The sequence below is a fragment of the Vibrio sp. SS-MA-C1-2 genome (assembly GCF_021513135.1).
Lineage (GTDB): Bacteria > Pseudomonadota > Gammaproteobacteria > Enterobacterales > Vibrionaceae.
Genome location: NZ_CP090981.1, coordinates 73,259 through 92,364, shown reverse-complemented (window position 1 = coordinate 92,364; position 19,106 = coordinate 73,259). Strand labels below are relative to the sequence as shown.

Genomic DNA, 19,106 nt, shown 5'->3' with positions numbered 1-19,106 from the left:
ACCTAAAATAATTGGCGTTGCTAGTCGGCGGAAAATGAGTGAGGCCCCATGAGTATAGGTGTACTCTATGATTGGGACGAGCAAGTGCAGCCAACAACCTCGCGGCTTCAAGTATGAAGGGTATAAAAGTTAAAGGTAAACAGCAGAGTGGAATACTGTGCTGCAATAATATTTATCCACTGATTAATGAGACATAAACGTGGCAAAGACAATTCAAGCAATTCGCGGTATGAATGACTGCTTACCAACAAGTACCCCTCTTTGGCAGAAAGTTGAAGATACCGTTAAAAATGTAGTGAGTGCTTACGGCTACAGTGAAATTAGAATGCCTATCGTAGAAGTGACGCATCTTTTCAAACGTGCAATTGGTGAAGTCACCGACGTTGTTGAAAAAGAGATGTACACTTTTGATGATCGTAATGGAGAGAGTCTTTCTCTACGTCCAGAAGGAACGGCAAGTTGTGTTCGTGCTGGGATTGAAAATGGTCTGTTATATAATCAAGAACAACGTTTATGGTATATGGGACCCATGTTCCGTCACGAGCGTCCACAAAAAGGTCGTTACCGTCAATTCCATCAAGTCGGTGTTGAAGTCTTTGGCTTGAATGGCCCTGATGTTGATGCTGAACTAATTATGATGACTGCGCGTCTTTGGCGTGAATTAGGTATTCATGAACATGTGCGTTTAGAATTGAATTCGATTGGTTCTTTAGAGGCACGTGCTAGCTACCGCACAGCATTAATTGCGCACCTAGAACAACATATTGATGTATTAGATGAAGATAGCTTACGTCGTATGCATACTAATCCATTACGTGTACTAGATAGTAAAAATCCAGATATTCAAGCAATCCTAACCGATGCTCCTGAACTTGTTGATTACCTTGATGAAGAGTCAAAAGCGCACTTTGCTGGTCTTTGTGAACTACTTGATGCTGCTGGAATCCAATATACGATTAATCAACGTTTAGTCCGTGGTTTAGATTATTATAACCGTACTGTTTTTGAGTGGATTACTGAAAGTTTAGGCGCACAAGGAACGGTTTGTGGTGGTGGACGCTATGATGGTCTTGTTGAACAGTTAGGCGGAAAATCAACACCGGCTGTTGGCTTTGCTATGGGACTTGAGCGTTTAGTCTTACTAATGGAAGCATTAGAGTTAAATCAAGTTCGTCGTACTGTTGACGTCTATATTGTTACCGCAGGTGAAGGTACAATGGCTGCTGGTATGAAATTAGCTGAATCATTACGTGAAAATATTGATGGAATTCGTGTGATGAACCACTTTGGCGGCGGCGGCTTTAAAAAGCAATTTAAGCGAGCTGATAAAGTGGGCGCAAAAGTCGCTTTAGTTTTAGGCGAAGATGAAGTTGCTAATCATCAAGTAACATTTAAAGATCTGCAGGGCGGAGAGCAAGTAACAGTTGCTCAAGATAGCGTTGCAACAAAAATTGCTGAAGTGATGTAAGAGGATTATTTAGTGGACGTTTACTCTACGGAAGAACAACAAGTTGAAGCTATCAAAAGTTGGTGGCAAAAAAATGGAAAATCAGTCGTTATTGGTACGGTTGTAGGATTAGCTGCACTTGCAGGTTGGCGCTATTATCAAGCTGAGACGCTAAGAGCAAATGAGCAAAGTTCTCAGGCTTATCATCAAGTTGTGACCGAGTTAACCGCAAATAGTAATGATAGTATTGCCGATGCAAAAGCATTTATTGCTGAAGATAACAGTAGCCATTATGCGGTATTAACATCATTACAATTGGCTAAAAATTACGTAGAAAATGGCGATTTAGCGGGTGCAAAACAAGTTTTAGTTGACGTACAAGCTTCAAATAAAGATGCGTCTTTAACACCATTAATTTTAACGCGCCTTGCTCGTATTTATGCTGAAGATGAAAATTACACACAAGCGAATGCTGAACTAGCAAAAATTACTGATGAAAGCTGGAAAGGTCGCGTTGAAGAGTTAAAAGGTGATTTCTTTGCTCGTCAAGGTAAAAGCAGTGAAGCGCTTCAGGCTTACAATCAAGCTCAAGAGTTTGGTGTAACAGGTGTGATTCAGATGAAAATTGATGATTTAGCTCAATAACCATTGAATTTATACGAAATGATTTAAAAGTATTAATTTTATTATTATACCTCTAATTCATTAACGTATAGCTTAGTACACAATCACGAGAGAAAAGGTTATACACATGGGGTGGAAAAAAACCGTAATGGCATTAGCCTTTCTAACTGGTCTTGCAGGATGTGCCAGTGAGGAAGCGGCAGTTAAGATCTCGCCTTTACCTAAAGTTGATAGTCAGTTCACACCTAAAAAAGTGTGGAGTAAGAGTGTAGGTAATGGTATTGAAGATTACTACTCAACACTTAAGCCGGTTGTAGAGTACGGTAAAGTTTATGCTGCTGATCGTAAAGGTTATGTTGTTGCACTCGATGAAGAGAGTGGCAAAGAACAGTGGAGCAATGATTTAGAAGATGATAACTCAGCTCGCCTTTCTGGTGGTATTGTGGCGAGTTACGGTAAGATCTTTATCGGTACTGAAAATGCAGAAGTCATTGCATTAAATAGTGATACTGGTGATGAGGAGTGGCGTTCAGAAGTTGATGGTGAAGTATTAGCAACACCATTGGTTGATGAAGGTTTAGTTATCGTTAATACCAGTAAAGGTACGTTAGAGGCTCTCGATTCTGAAACAGGTGAAGAGAAGTGGAAGTTAAATAATGACATTCCATCACTCTCTCTACGTGGTGATAGTTCAGCAGTGACGGTTTCTGGTGGTGTTTTCTGGGGAATGGCAAATGGTCGACTAGGTGCTGCATTTATTAAAAATGGCAATTATATCTGGCAACAACCGATTGGTAACCCAAAAGGCGCAACAGAAATTGATCGATTAGTTGATGTTGATGCTACGCCTGTTATAGTAGGCGACCGTTTAATTACTGTCGGTTATAATGGTAGTTTAATGGCGATTGATCTGCGTTCAGGCCAATCTGTTTGGCGTCGAACTTACTCTTCAGCAAAAGATCTTGCTGTTGATAGTGATCATGTTTACCTAATAACAGATAAAGATCATATTGTTGCTGTAGATCTACGAAGTGGTACAGAGATTTGGCAAAACCAAGATCTTGCTTACCGAAATGTAACGGCACCAAGAGTTATTGATAACAAAGTTGTTGTCGGTGATCAGGAAGGATATCTTCACTGGTTAGATCCGGATTCAGGTAATTTTGTTGCACAGCAAGATGTTGGTGGGGATGGAATTGCTGTTCCTCCGGTTGCTGTATCAAATGGATACTTACTTCAAACCCGTAATGGTGACTTGAAGTTAATGCAATTACCATAAAGGTTTTTGTGATAGTTAATTATTAGGCTCTTGGCTGGAACCAGTCAAGAGCCGTTTGTTGTTTAGATATATACTAAATTGATAGTAACAACAAATAGACTGAGAATGAGGTTTTTATGATTCCTGTTGTAGCTCTAGTTGGGCGCCCCAACGTAGGAAAATCTACGCTTTTTAACCGTTTAACTAGGTCAAGAGATGCACTCGTTGCAGACTTTCCTGGCTTAACAAGGGATCGTAAGTACGGTAAAGCACAGTTAGAAGAACATGAGTTTATCGTGATTGACACCGGTGGTATCGATGGAACCGAAGATGGTGTTGAAACACACATGGCTGACCAATCATTAGCTGCAATTGAAGAAGCTGATGTTATTTTATTTATGGTTGATGGCCGTGCCGGTCTAACTGTTTCAGATGAAGCGATTGCAAAGCATCTTCGTCAGCGAGAAAAGCCAACATTTTTAGTGGTTAATAAAATTGATGGTGTTGACCCAGATATGGCAAGTGCTGAGTTTTGGCAGTTAGGTATGGATAATATGTACCAAATTGCGGCTTCTCATGGACGTGGTGTTGCTGCATTAATTGATCTTGCACTAACGCCATTTGCAGAGTCCATGCAAGAATTTGATGAAAATGGTGAGATTATCGATCTGACTGAGTTTGAAGATGAAGAGGTTGATATTACAACCATGACGGAAGAGCAAGCAGAAGCTTCTTATATCCGCCTTCAAAATCAACCAATTAAGTTAGGTATCATTGGTCGTCCTAACGTAGGTAAATCAACATTAACTAACCGTATTCTTGGTGAAGAACGCGTTGTTGTTTATGATATGCCTGGTACAACTCGTGACTCCATCTATATCCCAATGGAGCGTGATGGACGCGAATATGTTCTGATCGATACAGCGGGTGTTCGTCGTCGCAAAAATATTAATGAGACGGTAGAGAAATTCTCCGTTGTTAAAACATTGAAAGCGATCGAAGATGCTAACGTTGTATTGTTAGTGATTGATGCTCGTGAAAATATTTCTGATCAAGATCTTAGCTTATTAGGTTTCGCACTAAATGCTGGGCGTTCGATCGTTATTGCCATTAATAAATGGGATGGTTTAACCTCTGAAGTGAAAGAGCGTGTTAAATCGGAACTAGATCGCCGTTTAGGTTTTGTTGATTTTGCACGAATTCACTTTATTTCTGCATTGCACGGAACCGGTGTTGGTCACCTGTTTGAGTCGGTACAAGAAGCTTATAATTCTGCAACTAAGCGCATTAGCACATCAATGCTAACGCGTATTATGCAGATGGCTCAAGATGATCATCAGCCACCAATGGTTCGTGGTCGTCGTGTGAAGCTTAAATATGCCCATGCTGGTGGTTATAACCCACCAATTGTTGTGATTCACGGTAACTTAGTTAATGAATTACCAGGTGCTTACAAGCGTTATTTGATCAATTACTATCGTAAGACATTGAATATGATGGGAACTCCCGTCAGAGTTCAGTTCCAGAGTAGCGATAACCCATTTGAGACTAACAAAAATAAATTAACCATGTCTCAAGAGCGAAAACGAACTCGCTTAATGAAAATGGTGAAAAATCGTAACACTAAAAAATAAAAATAAGCCCCTCACCATGAGGGGCTTTTTATTAGAAAACATTCAGAATTAATACCTAAAGTAATTGAAGTTGCTAGTCGGCGGAAGATGTATGAGATCCCATGAGTTGCGAAATCTAGCCTAGCAACTTCAGTCTGAACGGTATATAGCTTTAGGAGCAAGTCATTATGCCATTTACCCCAACCAAAATACTTTTTTGTCATCCAGATCCTGCAGTCAGAGCAACGGCACAAGCTGAAGTTCAGTTAGTTAAACAGCAAGATAATAAAACCTATATTGTGACAGATAAAACGCCTTTTCATCCAGTTAGTCATATTTGGCCTGATCATCCTTCTGATCAAGGAACGATTGAGGTAGGTGACAATCTCTATTCAGTTGAGATCGCATTAACGGGGGCGATCGAGTTAGCGACTGGCGAATTATATGTTGATCAAGCGATTCCTGTAAAACGTGATCAACAGGGATGGATCTTTGTGGTGGTGCATGTTGTTGATCAATGGCTAGATATCAATACTCAACAGCAGATTACTCTAAATGTAGATCTGGACTATCAACATCAACTAAGTTGTGGACATAGTGCAGGACATTTGGCTTCACTAGCATTAAATAAAGTATTAGATGCTGATTATTGGCGTAAAGATGCACCACGTGTGGATGAGTTAGGTCATCATGATTTTAATGGCTATGCCCAAGAGAAAAGTAGTGTGGCACCCACGTGTTGTACTGATGATTATCGCTTAGGGAAAACATTGCGTAAGCGTGGTTTAAATAGTACAGAGATAATTGAAAATATAAAACAAGTTGAAAGTGATGTAAATCAGCAGCTTATATTGTGGTTGGCACTTGAATCTAATGTACTTATTGAGTCTGAAGGGGATACATTGACTGATTCACGTTATTGGGTTTGTCAATTAGGTGACGAAGGTGTTGTGAAGATGCCGTGTGGCGGAACGCATATTAACCATTTTTCTCAACTACCTTCACTTGAGGTCAGTTTAAATGTTATCAATAACCAAGCAATTGTTATGAAAACATCGGTTAATTTAACAATTCAGATGAAATAATTGAGAAAACTACTATTTTATATTATCTCGTTAATGATGCTTTAAATGTTATTAAGTGAAATATTATGCTTCTTTAAATTGAAATACAGCACATGTAACTTATGCTTTCGGGAAGTGTATTTATATTCATTCTGTATAGTTGAAAAAGGTGATCATCTTATAATTAGCAGAAGATCCTTAAATAGGATCATGATCATCCTTGACGTCTATGAGTAAAGTTAAAAGATAACGTTTGTCAGAAAAATGAATCAATTTAAAATAGATCAAAGAGAATAGAGGTTATAAATGGGTCAATGTCCAATGTGTGAGCAAGAGTTAACGTGGCAAGGTGATGGGTACTACTGCCAATCTTGTCAGGATCATTTTAATAAGGTGGCGTTTTGTCCTAAATGTGATCAACAGGTCGAGAAGTTAAAGGCTTGCGGTGCCGTGAGTTACTTCTGCAATCATTGTAACGAGCTACAATCAAAGTCAAAAGTTAGAATTGAATTTCAGAAAAAGTCATAATATTTAGCGACACATTTAACTTTGTAAGTAAATTTGTTGATTGTGTCGCTAAAATAGATGATTTCACTGGAAAATTAATCTATCTATTCGTTGTTTTTCTTAGTTAGTTTCGATTATTGAACGATTGATGTTATTTTACCACTAGCTAATGTTGTTGTTAATTGCTCTCCAGGTTTAACGTCATTAGCGTTATTAATGACTTTTCCTTGCTCATTACGAGTAATCGTATAGCCGCGAGCTAGGGTTGCTAATGGGCTGACAGTATTTAATTTATCTGCTTGTGCAGCGAGATTTGTCTTATTGATCTCTAATCGATGGCTGATCAATGTTTTCAATTGACGGCTTAAGGATTCAATATGCTTAGTATGATCTTGGATCGATTGCTGTGGATTAGTATTGTTTAATCGATACTCGATCTCTCTGTAATCATGTTTGAGTTGTTGGATCATTTTCGGAGCATAGTTCCGTAATCTCTGGTTAAGATCATCAAAATACTGTTGCTGCTGTTGTAACTTCTGCTGTGGGTGTTGTTTCTCTAATCCGTATTGCAGTTGTTTAATTTGTTGGTTATTTTGCTGAGAAAAGTGACGCCAACTGTAAATCAACTGACTTCTTAGCTGATTAATTTTTTCATGTTGTTGAGATAGATCTCGGCTAACAAGTTCTGCTGCTGCTGATGGGGTTGGTGCGCGAACATCGGCAACAAAATCGGCAATTGTTACATCAACTTCATGCCCAACAGCACTAATAATTGGAATTAGACTCGCAGCAATTGTTCTGGCAACAATCTCTTGGTTAAAACACCAGAGATCTTCCAGTGAACCACCACCGCGACCAACAATCAAAACATCACACTCTTCTCGGGCATTGGCACAGCCAATAGCTTGAGCAATTTGAATCGCTGCACTTTCTCCTTGGACTAAAGTTGGATAGATGATGACATTCAATCCTGGATCGCGACGTTTTAAGACATTTAAGATATCAAATAATGCAGCACCCGTTTTAGAAGTAATAATACCGACAGATTTTGGATGCAGTGGGAGTGTTTTTTTACGCTGCTCTGAGAATAAACCTTCACCCGCTAACTGCATTTTGAGTTGATCAAATTGCTGTTGTAGCAACCCATCTCCTGCAGGTTGCATAGAATCAATAATGAGTTGGTAATCACCACGCGGTTCATAAAGTGAAAGGCGAGCACGAACAAGGACTTGATTGCCATGCTCGGGACGAAATGTCACACGACGATTATTCCCTTTAAACATGGCACATTTTACTTGAGCACGGGCATCTTTTAAGGAGAAATACCAATGGCCGGAAACCGGAATTGAGAGGTTAGATATCTCGCCTAATAACCAGACAACACCCATCTCATTTTCTAATAAGGAACGAACCTCTGCATTTAAACGAGAGACGGTATAAATATTATCATTCGTATGACTATTCACCATTAAGCTCTTAATATTTAATTAACTTAATAGCAAAGATATCACTATTTCCCCTTGATGTTATAAAAAATCAGATAAAATCACTAGCCAATCGTTTGCGTTGCCCGTATACTCCCTCTGCAATATTTTATCTTAACTTAAACCTTAAACTTAGTGAGATGTTGCAATGTTACGAATCGCCAAAGAAGCCCTAACTTTCGATGATGTTCTATTAGTTCCAGCCCATTCAACCGTTCTGCCAAATACCGCGAACCTTCAAACGCGCTTAACCAAAAGTATCTCTCTAAATATTCCCATGTTATCCGCTGCAATGGATACTGTGACTGAAGCTCGCTTGGCAATAGCTTTGGCTCAAGAGGGTGGGATTGGTTTTGTCCATAAAAATATGTCAATTGAACAGCAAGCGGAACAAGTTCGCCTTGTTAAGCAGTTCGAAGCGGGTGTGGTCTCTAATCCTGTGACAGTTCAACCTACCGCTACGATTACCGAAGTAAAACAGCTAACTCAACATCATGGCTTTGCAGGTTTTCCTGTGGTTGATGTTGATGATCAACTAGTCGGGATTATTACCGGTCGCGATGTACGCTTTGTTACTGATTTATCAAAAACGGTTGCCGAAGTGATGACTCCAAAATCTCGTCTTGCAACGGTTAAAGAGGGGGCTTCTCACCAAGAAGTTCAGGAGTTAATGCAACAACACCGCATTGAAAAAGTATTGGTTGTCGATGATAACTATTGCTTAAGTGGGATGATTACTGCCAAAGATTTCCAAAAAGCCGAACGTAAACCGAATGCTTGTAAAGATAATTTAGGTCGCTTGCGTGTTGGTGCAGCTGTTGGTGCTGGCGCAGGAAATGAAGAACGTATAGCAGCATTGGTTGCAGCTGATGTAGATGTATTACTGATAGACTCTTCTCATGGTCACTCTGAAGGTGTTCTACAACGAATTCGTGAAACTCGTGCAGCGTTCCCTGAACTACAAATTATTGGCGGTAATGTTGCTACCGCTGCGGGAGCTCGTGCTCTAATTGAAGCCGGTGTTGATGCCGTTAAGGTTGGCATTGGCCCAGGTTCTATCTGTACTACTCGTATCGTTACGGGTGTTGGTGTTCCTCAAATTACGGCGATTTCTGATGCAGCTGAAGCGGCGGCAGAGTTTGGTGTACCAATTATTGCCGATGGGGGGATTCGTTATTCAGGAGATCTTTGTAAAGCAATCGTTGCGGGTGCATCTTGTGTGATGGTTGGTTCTATGTTTGCGGGTACTGATGAAGCTCCAGGTGAGATTGAGTTGTATCAAGGTCGTGCTTATAAATCTTATCGTGGCATGGGATCATTAGGTGCAATGTCTCAAACTCAGGGTTCATCTGATCGCTATTTCCAAATGGATAATGCGGCAGATAAGTTAGTTCCTGAAGGTATTGAAGGCCGTGTTGCTTATAAAGGGCATGTCAAAGAGATTATTCATCAGCAAATGGGCGGTTTGCGCTCAAGTATGGGGCTGACGGGCTCTCCTGATGTTGAGACGTTAAGAACCAAAGCTGAGTTCGTTCGTATCTCGGGTGCAGGTATTAAAGAATCACATGTTCATGATGTGACGATTACTAAAGAAGCGCCGAATTACCGTTTAGGCTAATGTTTTAGGTTAAAGAATAAAAGAGCGTGAATAAGGGTTTTATTCACGCTCTCTCATCTTTATCTAATTTGACCATCATCTATTTTTTATTAAAAATAAATCTAGATGGGATATACCTTTTTTGCTTGAGGTATATTATTTGTTATCAGAAAAATTCTCGCCTTTTGCCATCCGATCATAAAGTATCACATTGACTGCGGCAGCTAAATTCATGCAACCCTCGGTAGGGACATAAATGGTCTCACGACAGAAGTCTGTAATCTCTTTTTTAAGAGTGCCATCTTCAGGGCCAAAAATATAAAAAGCGCGTGTCGGGTGTTTAAAGCTAGGTAGAGGTTTTGCCCCTTCGATAAGATCAACCGCGACAGGAACACAATCATGAGGAATGATATCTTTCAGGTCTTCTACACCTATTAATGGGATATCTAGATGTTTCTTTTGCGTCACAGTACAGAATTTAGCCGCAAGATCATACCTTATTCCAGTATAATAAACGGAGTTAGCTTGATAACAGCTCGCTGCTCGTAATACTGAACCAACATTTTCTGGTGTTTTCGGGTTCACTAACCCAATGCATGCATAACCTTTCGTCATCTTCTTTTCTATCAATTAACCACAATTGGCGCGGATTATACCAATAATTTTTCTTAAGAGTAGTTTTGATTGGTACAGTTCACCTGCGCTAAGCTACAATATGTAAAAGCTACAATATGTAAAGCTATCCCCTTCTTACTTGAAGTTGCTAGGTTGTTGGCTACACTCGTTTGCCCCAATTATATCGAATACCTATACACATGGGGTCTCACTCGCTTGACGCCTACTAGCAACGCCAATGACTTTAGGGGTACAATCTATAAACTCATACTTTATAAAGCGACCATTTGAAAACCATCGAGCTAGAGCACCTAAGATGACCAATAAGCTAGATCCCAATGACCCTATCGTAGCAATCTCTTGTCGTGAACAAATGACGTCAGAGATTAGAAACCAACAACAAGATAATCAAGCCGAAGATAAAAGTAGTTGTATTTCTGAGGCCCTTGGCGCGACGCCTGAACCCATTAGCTTCACACCTGAGCAACACGGATTTATGACTAGAGCGATGGAGTTAGCTGATCGCGCTGAACAACAAGGAGAAGTGCCAGTTGGTGCTGTTATTGTTTATCAAGGCCAAATTGTTGGTGAAGGTTGGAATCAGACGATCTCCAATCATGATGCGACGGCTCATGCGGAGATTCAGGCCTTAAGAGAAGCCGGGAAAGTTCTTTCTAATTACCGTTTATTAGAGACAACCTTATATGTCACCTTAGAGCCTTGCCCTATGTGTGCTGGCGCGATGGTTCATAGTCGGGTTGGTGAAGTGATTTACGCAACGGATGATCTTAAAACGGGTGCGGCTGGAAGTGTGATGAACCTTCTTAGTTATGAGGGTGTTAATCATCATGTGAAAATTCAAGCTGGGTTATTAAAAAGCGAATGTAAAGCGCAATTACAAGCCTTTTTCCGTCGTCGTCGTAAAGAGAAAAAGGAACAGAAAAAAGCGGCAAAAAAACACCAGAACCTTAATCATCGACAATGATCGCTCTAGAGCCTGTGTTTACTCTATTGAGTAACTTTCAGGTCAACTCATTATTATATTTGTTTGATTAAATAATGATGAATTAATCAACACTATCTAAACGAAGCAAAACATACGCTCGATGACGCCATAAAACTTTTAGATGATTATTACGTTTCTTTCTACGTTGTTGGCGTGCCATACTTGAAATGTTATTTTTAATACTTCTGCGAGTGTTACGCATCGAGATATCCACTCCTATTAATTATGGTTATTAATTATGATGACTATACCCTTCTTACTTGAAGTTGCTAGGTTGTTGGCTACGCTCTCTCGCCTCAATCATAGAGTACACTTATACTCATGAGGCCTCATACACTTGCCGCCTACTCGCAACTCCAATTACTTTGGGTTATAACGACGACTATCGATTTCAGTTGTTGTTAATCTCTGATACCAATCTTACTGGACACGGCTAGGCTGTTCACTTATTTCCAATGAGATAGAACTTCTATAATCATGGAGACTCACTCACTTGTCGCCTATTAGCAACATCAATGACTTTAGGTACAGTGACTTTTTCATTTGACGTCACTGTAAATATAGATCTTAATTGGTCAATTTTACATCAATTAACTATTTTTTTTCATCTGTAGCTGTTGGTGATATTTTAGTCGAAGTTTTATTCTTTTCACTTTTATTGGAATCAACTTGCTGTTGGTTGTCTTCGCGATTGGTTTTTAAAGATGACGTCATATTTTCTGCTGTTAATTCTTCTTGTTGAGTCATTTGAGGCTCATCAGGTAGTTTAACATTGATCGTTTGTAACTCATCGACATTACTCTCTGATTGTTGGATATTGGCATTTTCACGTTCATTTTGCCATCCCGTAATGCTGTGGTAATAGCGACGAATATTCTCGACATAATTGACCGCTTCACGACCTCGGGCATAACCGTAACGAGTCTGTTTATAATATTTGGCTTGATGAAGAAGTGGAAAGCGCTCTTTGACATCACTCCAGCGATCAGGATTACCACCTTGTGCTTTTGTCAAGCGCCTAGCATCCATCATATGACCAAAACCGATATTATAAGAGGCAAGAGCAAACCAGATCTTTTCATGTTCTTCAATACTTTCAGGTACGCGTTTTAATACTTTCTCTAAATAAGTGGCACCACCACGAATACTTTGTTCAGGATCGAGTCTATTTTTTACACCCACTGACTTTGCGGTAGGGCGGGTTAACATCATCATTCCTCGGACACCGGTTGGTGAAACTGCGCGAGGGTTCCAATGAGACTCTTGGTAAGAGACCGCGGCAATTAATCGCCAATCAAAGTCACCAGCATATTTTTCAAATAGAGGTTGCCACTTAGGAAGTTTGTTATCTAATGCGCGAATAAAGGCACGGGTATCGACAAAATCAAAGCTATTAACATAGCCAAAATATTTCTCTTCTAATTTTGCTAGACGATCATTTTCATTCATTTCGCCAAAAAATTCGATAATCAGCGAGTAAAGGCTGCTATCACGCTGCTGTTTGGTAAACCATGAAACGGCTTGATCGTCTGTTATATCAAAGGCTACTGCAAGAACAGGTGTGACTCGTTGTGCTAAGGCTATATCAACGGAGTCAGCAATAGTAAAATCCAACTCTTTATTGGCAACGGCTTTGAGTAAAGCATCATAATCTTGATTATCGACACTTTTCCATGTTAGTTCTGGGTACTTTTTTTGTAGATTAATTAATGTATTTTCATGGCTCGAACCTTTGACCACTGACAAGGTATACGGTTTTTTTAATAGGGCTTTAATATTTTTGGGTGGGCGAGTACCTTGACGATAAATCAATTGTTCTGAGGTGTAGTAATAGATCGGTCCTGCTCGATAATGGTTTCGGCGGTTTTCTGTGACGGTCAGCCCAGCTGCAATAAGATCGACATCACCACGTTTTAGGGCTGGGAATAGATCTGATGTGGTATAAAACGGCACCATTTCTAGCTTTACATTGAGCTTTTTAGCAAATAATTTCGCTAACTCATAATCTAACCCTGTAGGGCCATCAACACCAATAAAATAGGAGAGTTGATTATTTAAGGTCCCCACTCGTAATACTCCACGATCTTGAATTTTTTCTAAATCAGATTTAGGTGCAGAGAATTGATCACAGCCAGCAATAAACAAGAGTGAACTGAGAATAAGAAGAAAGTGGCTGATGATTTTTTTCTGTTTTATTAACATAGCGGTCCATCTTGTGACGCAGAAGAGTGAGGGTAGTTATATCAAAGCTTTTACATAGAAGAAACTAATTATCTCCAATTCATCTTAAACTCTTTTTAATCTGTCTTAAAATCCAGTTATTTGAGGATTTTATTGAAAATATATCGTCTCTCTTCGTGCTCAATATATTTTCTCACAAAAACACGCAAACGTTTGCTTTTTCTGTTACATCTCTTTTGATTTTACTTTATAATAACATTTCAATTGTTAATGAGAGACGTATGTACATGGATATTCTGCGTGGTTCCCCTGCACTTTCTGAGTTTCGAGTTCATAAGCTGTTAAAGTGCTGCCATCAATTACAGTTACCGATAACCAATATTTCAGTTGAGTTTATTCACCTTATCGATAGTTCTACACCTTTAGTCCCTACGGATAGGGCTAAGTTGGAACAACTTCTTAATTATGGCCCAAATGATAAACAACAATCCCATTTTGGAATGACATTATTTGTCGCGCCAAGGGTTGGAACTATCTCTCCTTGGTCATCAAAGGCCACTGATATCGCTCATCATTGTGGATTAGCCATGATTAATCGTATCGAGCGTGGTCGACAATATTGGATTGATAGTGAAGAGCCTCTCACCTCAAAGCAATTAACGGATTTACAATCTCTTCTTTACGATAAAATGATGGAGCAGATCTGTTTCGACTCAGCAGAACTTGCCGCTATTTTCTTACAGTCATCACCAAAATTGATGCAATATATCGACATTCTTGGTGCTGGGTGTAAAGCATTGGAACAAGCCAATATTGAATTAGGTTTGGCACTCGCGGAAGATGAGATTGATTATCTCATGGAAAACTTCATTAAACTTGAACGTAACCCAACCGATATTGAATTAATGATGTTTGCTCAAGCTAACTCTGAGCACTGTCGTCATAAAGTCTTTAATGCCGATTGGATCATCGATGGTCAAAAACAAGATAAATCACTGTTCCAGATGATCCGTAATACGCACAAAGTAACGCAAGAGCATGTGTTATCTGCTTATAAAGATAATGCAGCCGTGATGACAGGATCGAAAGTGGGGCGTTTTTATCCTGATCCGAACTCTCGTCAATATGGTTACCATCAGCAAGATAATCAGATCTTAATGAAAGTTGAAACCCATAATCACCCTACTGCAATCTCGCCTTGGCCGGGCGCTGCCACAGGGTCTGGTGGCGAAATTCGTGATGAAGGCGCAACAGGAATTGGTGGTAAGCCAAAAGCGGGTTTGGTTGGATTTACCGTCTCGAACCTTAAAATTCCAAATTTTGTTCAGCCTTGGGAGCAGGAGTTTGGTAAACCTGATCGCATTGTCAGCGCGTTAGATATTATGTTGGAAGGCCCATTAGGCGGTGCGGCATTTAATAATGAGTTTGGTCGCCCTAATCTATTAGGTTATTTCCGAACCTATGAACAGCAAGTTAACTCTCATAATGGGCTCGAAGTTCGAGGTTATCATAAACCAATTATGTTGGCGGGTGGCTTAGGGAATATCTCTGATCAGCATGTTGAGAAAAAAGAGATCCCTGTTGGTGCAAAATTGATTGTTCTTGGCGGTCCGGCGATGAATATTGGATTGGGCGGTGGTGCAGCCTCTTCGATGAACTCTGGAGCATCTAGTGAAGATCTTGACTTTGCCTCAGTTCAACGTGAAAACCCAGAGATGGAACGCCGTTGCCAAGAGGTCATTGATGGTTGTTGGCAGTTAGGCGAAGAAAATCCTATTGCATTTATTCATGATGTTGGAGCTGGTGGAATATCAAACGCACTTCCAGAGTTGGTGGACGATGGTGAACGTGGGGGGCGGTTCCAACTTCGTGATGTACCGAATGATGAGCAAGGGATGTCTCCGCTAGAGATTTGGTGTAATGAATCACAGGAACGTTATGTTCTGGCTGTCGCAACAGAGAATATGTCGTTATTTGATCAGATCTGCCAGCGAGAACGTGCACCTTACGCCGTTGTTGGAGAAGCGACAGAAGAACGACATCTTCAACTTGATGATAGCCATTTTGATAATCGTCCAATCGATCTACCGATGGATGTATTATTAGGAAAAACACCGAAAATGGAGCGAGATGCGATTAGCTTACAAGCGGAAGGAATTGCATTAGATCGCAGTAATATCACCCTTGATGATGCGATTGATCGCGTCCTTAAATTGCCTGCTGTTGCCGATAAAAGTTTCTTAATTACGATTGGTGATCGTTCAGTGAGTGGTTTGGTTGCTCGTGATCAAATGGTGGGTCCTTGGCAAGTACCTGTTGCAAACTGCGCCGTCACTGCGGCAAGTTACGATTCGTATCACGGTGAAGCGATGTCAATGGGAGAGAGAACACCAGTTGCTCTGCTTGACTTTGCTGCATCTGCACGTTTAGCTGTCGGTGAAGCAATCACTAATATTGCAGCAACCGATATTGGCGATATTAAACATATTAAACTCTCCGCGAACTGGATGTCTGCAATTGGTCATCCTGGAGAAGATGCTGGACTTTATGACGCGGTAAAAGCGATAGGAGAAGAGCTCTGTCCTACATTAGGGCTGACGATTCCGGTCGGAAAAGATTCAATGTCGATGAAAACAGCATGGCAAGATGAAAAAGGTAATCATCAAGTTACGTCACCGCTTTCGCTGATTATTACTGCTTTTGCTCGAGTTGATGATATTCGCAATACGGTTACGCCACAATTACGCACTGATAAAGGCGAAACGAACCTGATCTATATCGACTTAGGAGAAGGACGTAATCGTTTAGGGGCAACGGCATTAAGTCAAGTTTATCAGCAATTGGGTGATAAACCCGCCGATATTAACAATCCGGCTCTTCTTAAAAACTTCTATCTTGCTATCCAGCAATTAATTAAAGATCACTCTCTGCTTGCCTATCATGACAAAGGGGATGGTGGACTATTTACGACATTGGCAGAGATGGCATTTGCTGGAAATTGTGGCTTTGATATTGATCTTTCCCATCTTGGAGAGGATAACTTAGCGATCCTCTTTAATGAAGAGCTAGGTGCGGTGATTCAGGTTAGAGATAGCGATCTTGATCATGTTATTACGTTACTTGCTGGCCATAGTTTGACTGAGCATTGCCATATTCTTGGCAGTGTTAGTCAATGTGATTCTTTAATTATTCGTCGAAATGAACAAGTCATTATTGAACGTTCTCGTTCTGAGTTACGGGGTATATGGTCAGAAACCAGTTATCAAATGCAAGCACTTCGAGACAACCCTATTTGTGCGGAACAGGAGTTTAAACTCAAGCAGCAAGCTGATGATCCTGGGCTGAATTGCCAGCTCACTTTTGATCCTAGTTTTGATATAGCTTCGCCACAAGTGAGTGCCGCGATGGTTAATCGAAATCTAAAGCCCAAAATAGCCATTTTACGCGAACAAGGGGTGAACTCTCATGTTGAAATGGCGGCTGCATTTGATCGTGCTGGATTTGAGGCGGTAGATACCCACATGAGTGAATTAATCACTGGTGATGCTGCGTTGAGTGAATACCAAGGGCTAGTGGCATGTGGCGGGTTCTCATACGGGGATGTATTAGGCGCAGGTGAAGGGTGGGCAAAATCAATACTCTTTAACACTCAATTAAGAGAGCAATTCTCAGCCTTCTTTGATAATCCTGATTCGATCGCTTTAGGTGTTTGTAATGGTTGTCAGATGTTATCTAATCTTCAATCCTTGATTCCAGGATCTGATCTTTGGCCGCGGTTTGTTCGCAACCATTCTGAACAATTTGAAGCCCGTTTTAGTCTGGTTGAGATCCAAAAGTCCAATTCACTGTTCTTAAATCAAATGACAGGCTCTCGTTTACCAATTGCTGTATCTCATGGTGAAGGGCGGGTTGAAGTGAGAAATCCACAGCATCTTGCTCAACTTGAAGAGAGTGGATTAGTTTCACTACGTTATGTCGATAACCAAGGTTCAGTGACAGAGAATTATCCGAGTAATCCAAATGGTTCGCCAAATGGGATGACAGGATTAACTAATGAAGATGGTCGTGTCACTATCATGATGCCGCATCCAGAACGTGTCTTTAGAACGGTTGCTAATTCATGGCACCCTGAAGAGTGGGGCGAAGATAGTCCATGGATGAGAATGTTCCGTAACGCACGGGTTAATTTTAGTTAATCTATTTGAATCGTATTGGCGATAGAATAAATTGAATCAGTGATAAAAAAAGCGGATGAGATTTAACAATAACTGTTAAAGCTCATCCGCTTTTTTGTATTCTTTTTATTTGTTGTCTATTTCAGACTAACCATATCTATCCCCTCATACTTGAAGCTGCTAGGTGTTAGCTTCGCTCGCCTGCTAGCAGCTCCAATGATTTTAGGTATATTACTTCTAAGAGTCGGGTATGACTTTAATTGATTTGATCATATTGTCAGAGATATGAACTAACTCTAAACGATGTTCATGAAGAATCATGCATTGCTTGCTTTCTGGGATATATTCAAGCTTTTCAATGATTAAGCCATTTAAAGTTTTAGGGCCATCAGTCGGTAAGTTCCAATTTAAGCTTTTATTAACATCACGGATGCTAACCGAACCATCAATTAAGTAACTACCATCAGGCTGTAAGCTCACTTCATCCGCTAAACTTGGTGAGATAGAGGTTGTAAACTCACCAACAATCTCTTCCAGAATATCTTCTAAAGTCACTAAGCCTTGAATATCACCATACTCATCAACAATTAGACCTACGCGTTCTTTATTACGCTGGAACTTAAGTAATTGGATATTGAGCGGGGTTCCTTCAGGAATAAAGTAGACTTCATCAGCAGCTCTTAGCATAGTCTCTTTATTAAACTCTTTTTTCTCCATCATGATACGGTAAGCTTCTCTTACACGTAGCATGCCAACGACTTCATCAATTTGGTCTCGATACAGAACAATACGACCGTGAGCGGAGTGAGTTAACTGACGGACAATCGACTTCCAATCATCATTAACATTGATTCCTGCAATCTCATTGCGGGGGATCATGATCTCTTCAACCGTTACATTCTCTAAATCTAAAATTGAGATCAGCATATCTTGGTGACGACGAGGAATTAATCCTCCAGCCTCATTTACAACAGTTCGAAGTTCATCAGAACTTAGATGATCAGCATCGTCAGAAGGTTTTTTTAACCCTAAAATACGGAGGAATGTATTAGTAATAAAGTTAATCATTAGAACCAACGGAGCGAGTAGCTTCATTAGGACTTGTAGGATTAAACTACTACCATAAGCAACACGTTCTGGATGCATAGCTGCTAAGGTTTTTGGTGTTACCTCAGCAAAAACTAATATCACAATCGTTAGAACACCCGTTGCGATACCCACACCGACATCACCATAGAGACGCATGCCTATAATTGTTGCAAGCGCTGAAGCAACAATGTTAACTAAATTGTTACCAATTAAAATGAGCCCAATCAGACGATCAGGACGATTAAGTAACTTCTCAACTCGCTTCGCTCCTTTATGCCCTTGACTAGCCAAGTGCTTAAGTCGATAGCGATTTAATGACATCATGCCTGTCTCAGAGCCAGAAAAATAGCCCGAAACAATAATAAGTAATACCAGGATAGAGAGTAAAATCTCTGTCGATATGGTGTCCAAAAGGTGTCCTTTATAGTTAATTAAAAATAGCGGTT

14 protein-coding genes are annotated in these 19,106 nt (G+C 40.3%); 9 read left to right on the top strand and 5 right to left on the bottom strand.

The window, feature by feature from the left end; genetic code table 11:
- The first annotated feature begins 199 nt into the window (after positions 1-199).
- The 6 genes from hisS (at position 200) to L0B53_RS04940 (ending at position 6,534) form a co-directional block, all read left to right on the top strand.
- The gene (gene hisS / locus L0B53_RS04965) at positions 200-1,468 is read left to right on the top strand and encodes a histidine--tRNA ligase (protein ID WP_235061051.1); all 1,269 of its coding nucleotides are present in this window, start codon (positions 200-202) and stop codon (positions 1,466-1,468) included.
- 12 nt (positions 1,469-1,480) lie between these two features.
- Entirely contained in the window at positions 1,481-2,092 is a 612-nt protein-coding gene (locus L0B53_RS04960; RefSeq protein ID WP_235061050.1) for a tetratricopeptide repeat protein, read from the top strand.
- 106 nt (positions 2,093-2,198) lie between these two features.
- Positions 2,199-3,350, top strand: coding sequence for an outer membrane protein assembly factor BamB (gene bamB, locus L0B53_RS04955; RefSeq protein WP_235061049.1), 1,152 nt, complete (start codon positions 2,199-2,201; stop codon positions 3,348-3,350).
- Positions 3,351-3,466: 116 nt separating this feature from the next.
- Positions 3,467-4,963: a ribosome biogenesis GTPase Der gene (gene der / locus L0B53_RS04950; RefSeq protein WP_235061048.1), complete on the top strand. Its 1,497-nt coding sequence runs from the start codon at positions 3,467-3,469 to the stop codon at positions 4,961-4,963.
- A 167-nt stretch (positions 4,964-5,130) separates the two neighbouring features.
- Positions 5,131-6,027 carry an alanyl-tRNA editing protein gene (locus L0B53_RS04945; protein ID WP_235061047.1) on the top strand — a complete coding sequence of 299 codons (897 nt, stop codon included), beginning with the start codon at positions 5,131-5,133 and terminating at the stop codon, positions 6,025-6,027.
- A gap of 285 nt (positions 6,028-6,312) precedes the next feature.
- Positions 6,313-6,534, top strand: a complete 222-nt coding sequence (locus L0B53_RS04940; RefSeq protein ID WP_235061046.1) for a zinc ribbon domain-containing protein — start codon at positions 6,313-6,315, stop codon at positions 6,532-6,534.
- Between the two features lie 113 nt (positions 6,535-6,647).
- On the opposite strand, the gene xseA is transcribed toward L0B53_RS04940, so the two are convergent.
- Positions 6,648-7,979: an exodeoxyribonuclease VII large subunit gene (gene xseA / locus L0B53_RS04935; RefSeq protein ID WP_235062178.1), complete on the bottom strand. Its 1,332-nt coding sequence runs from the start codon at positions 7,977-7,979 to the stop codon at positions 6,648-6,650.
- Positions 7,980-8,145: 166 nt separating this feature from the next.
- Here xseA and guaB point away from each other — a divergent pair, with 166 nt between their 5' ends.
- Entirely contained in the window at positions 8,146-9,615 is a 1,470-nt protein-coding gene (guaB, locus tag L0B53_RS04930) for an IMP dehydrogenase (RefSeq protein ID WP_235061045.1), read from the top strand.
- 135 nt (positions 9,616-9,750) lie between these two features.
- Here guaB and L0B53_RS04925 read toward each other — a convergent pair whose 3' ends face one another.
- Complete coding sequence (locus L0B53_RS04925) at positions 9,751-10,209, bottom strand: RNA methyltransferase (protein ID WP_235061044.1); 459 nt, start codon at positions 10,207-10,209, stop codon at positions 9,751-9,753.
- Between the two features lie 496 nt (positions 10,210-10,705).
- On the opposite strand from L0B53_RS04925, the gene tadA reads away from it, so the two are divergent.
- Positions 10,706-11,194, top strand: coding sequence for a tRNA adenosine(34) deaminase TadA (gene tadA, locus L0B53_RS04920; RefSeq protein WP_235062177.1), 489 nt, complete (start codon positions 10,706-10,708; stop codon positions 11,192-11,194).
- 82 nt (positions 11,195-11,276) lie between these two features.
- Here the strand turns inward: tadA and L0B53_RS04915 are convergent, their stop codons facing one another.
- Positions 11,277-11,417: a hypothetical protein gene (locus L0B53_RS04915; RefSeq protein WP_235061043.1), complete on the bottom strand. Its 141-nt coding sequence runs from the start codon at positions 11,415-11,417 to the stop codon at positions 11,277-11,279.
- 392 nt (positions 11,418-11,809) lie between these two features.
- Positions 11,810-13,417: a membrane-bound lytic murein transglycosylase MltF gene (gene mltF / locus L0B53_RS04910; RefSeq protein ID WP_235061042.1), complete on the bottom strand. Its 1,608-nt coding sequence runs from the start codon at positions 13,415-13,417 to the stop codon at positions 11,810-11,812.
- A 266-nt stretch (positions 13,418-13,683) separates the two neighbouring features.
- Between mltF and purL the strand changes: the two genes are divergently transcribed.
- Positions 13,684-17,592 carry a phosphoribosylformylglycinamidine synthase gene (gene purL / locus L0B53_RS04905; RefSeq protein ID WP_235062176.1) on the top strand — a complete coding sequence of 1,303 codons (3,909 nt, stop codon included), beginning with the start codon at positions 13,684-13,686 and terminating at the stop codon, positions 17,590-17,592.
- Positions 17,593-17,808: 216 nt separating this feature from the next.
- Here purL and L0B53_RS04900 read toward each other — a convergent pair whose 3' ends face one another.
- Positions 17,809-19,071, bottom strand: coding sequence for an HlyC/CorC family transporter (locus tag L0B53_RS04900; protein ID WP_235061041.1), 1,263 nt, complete (start codon positions 19,069-19,071; stop codon positions 17,809-17,811).
- Positions 19,072-19,106: the final 35 nt, after the last annotated feature.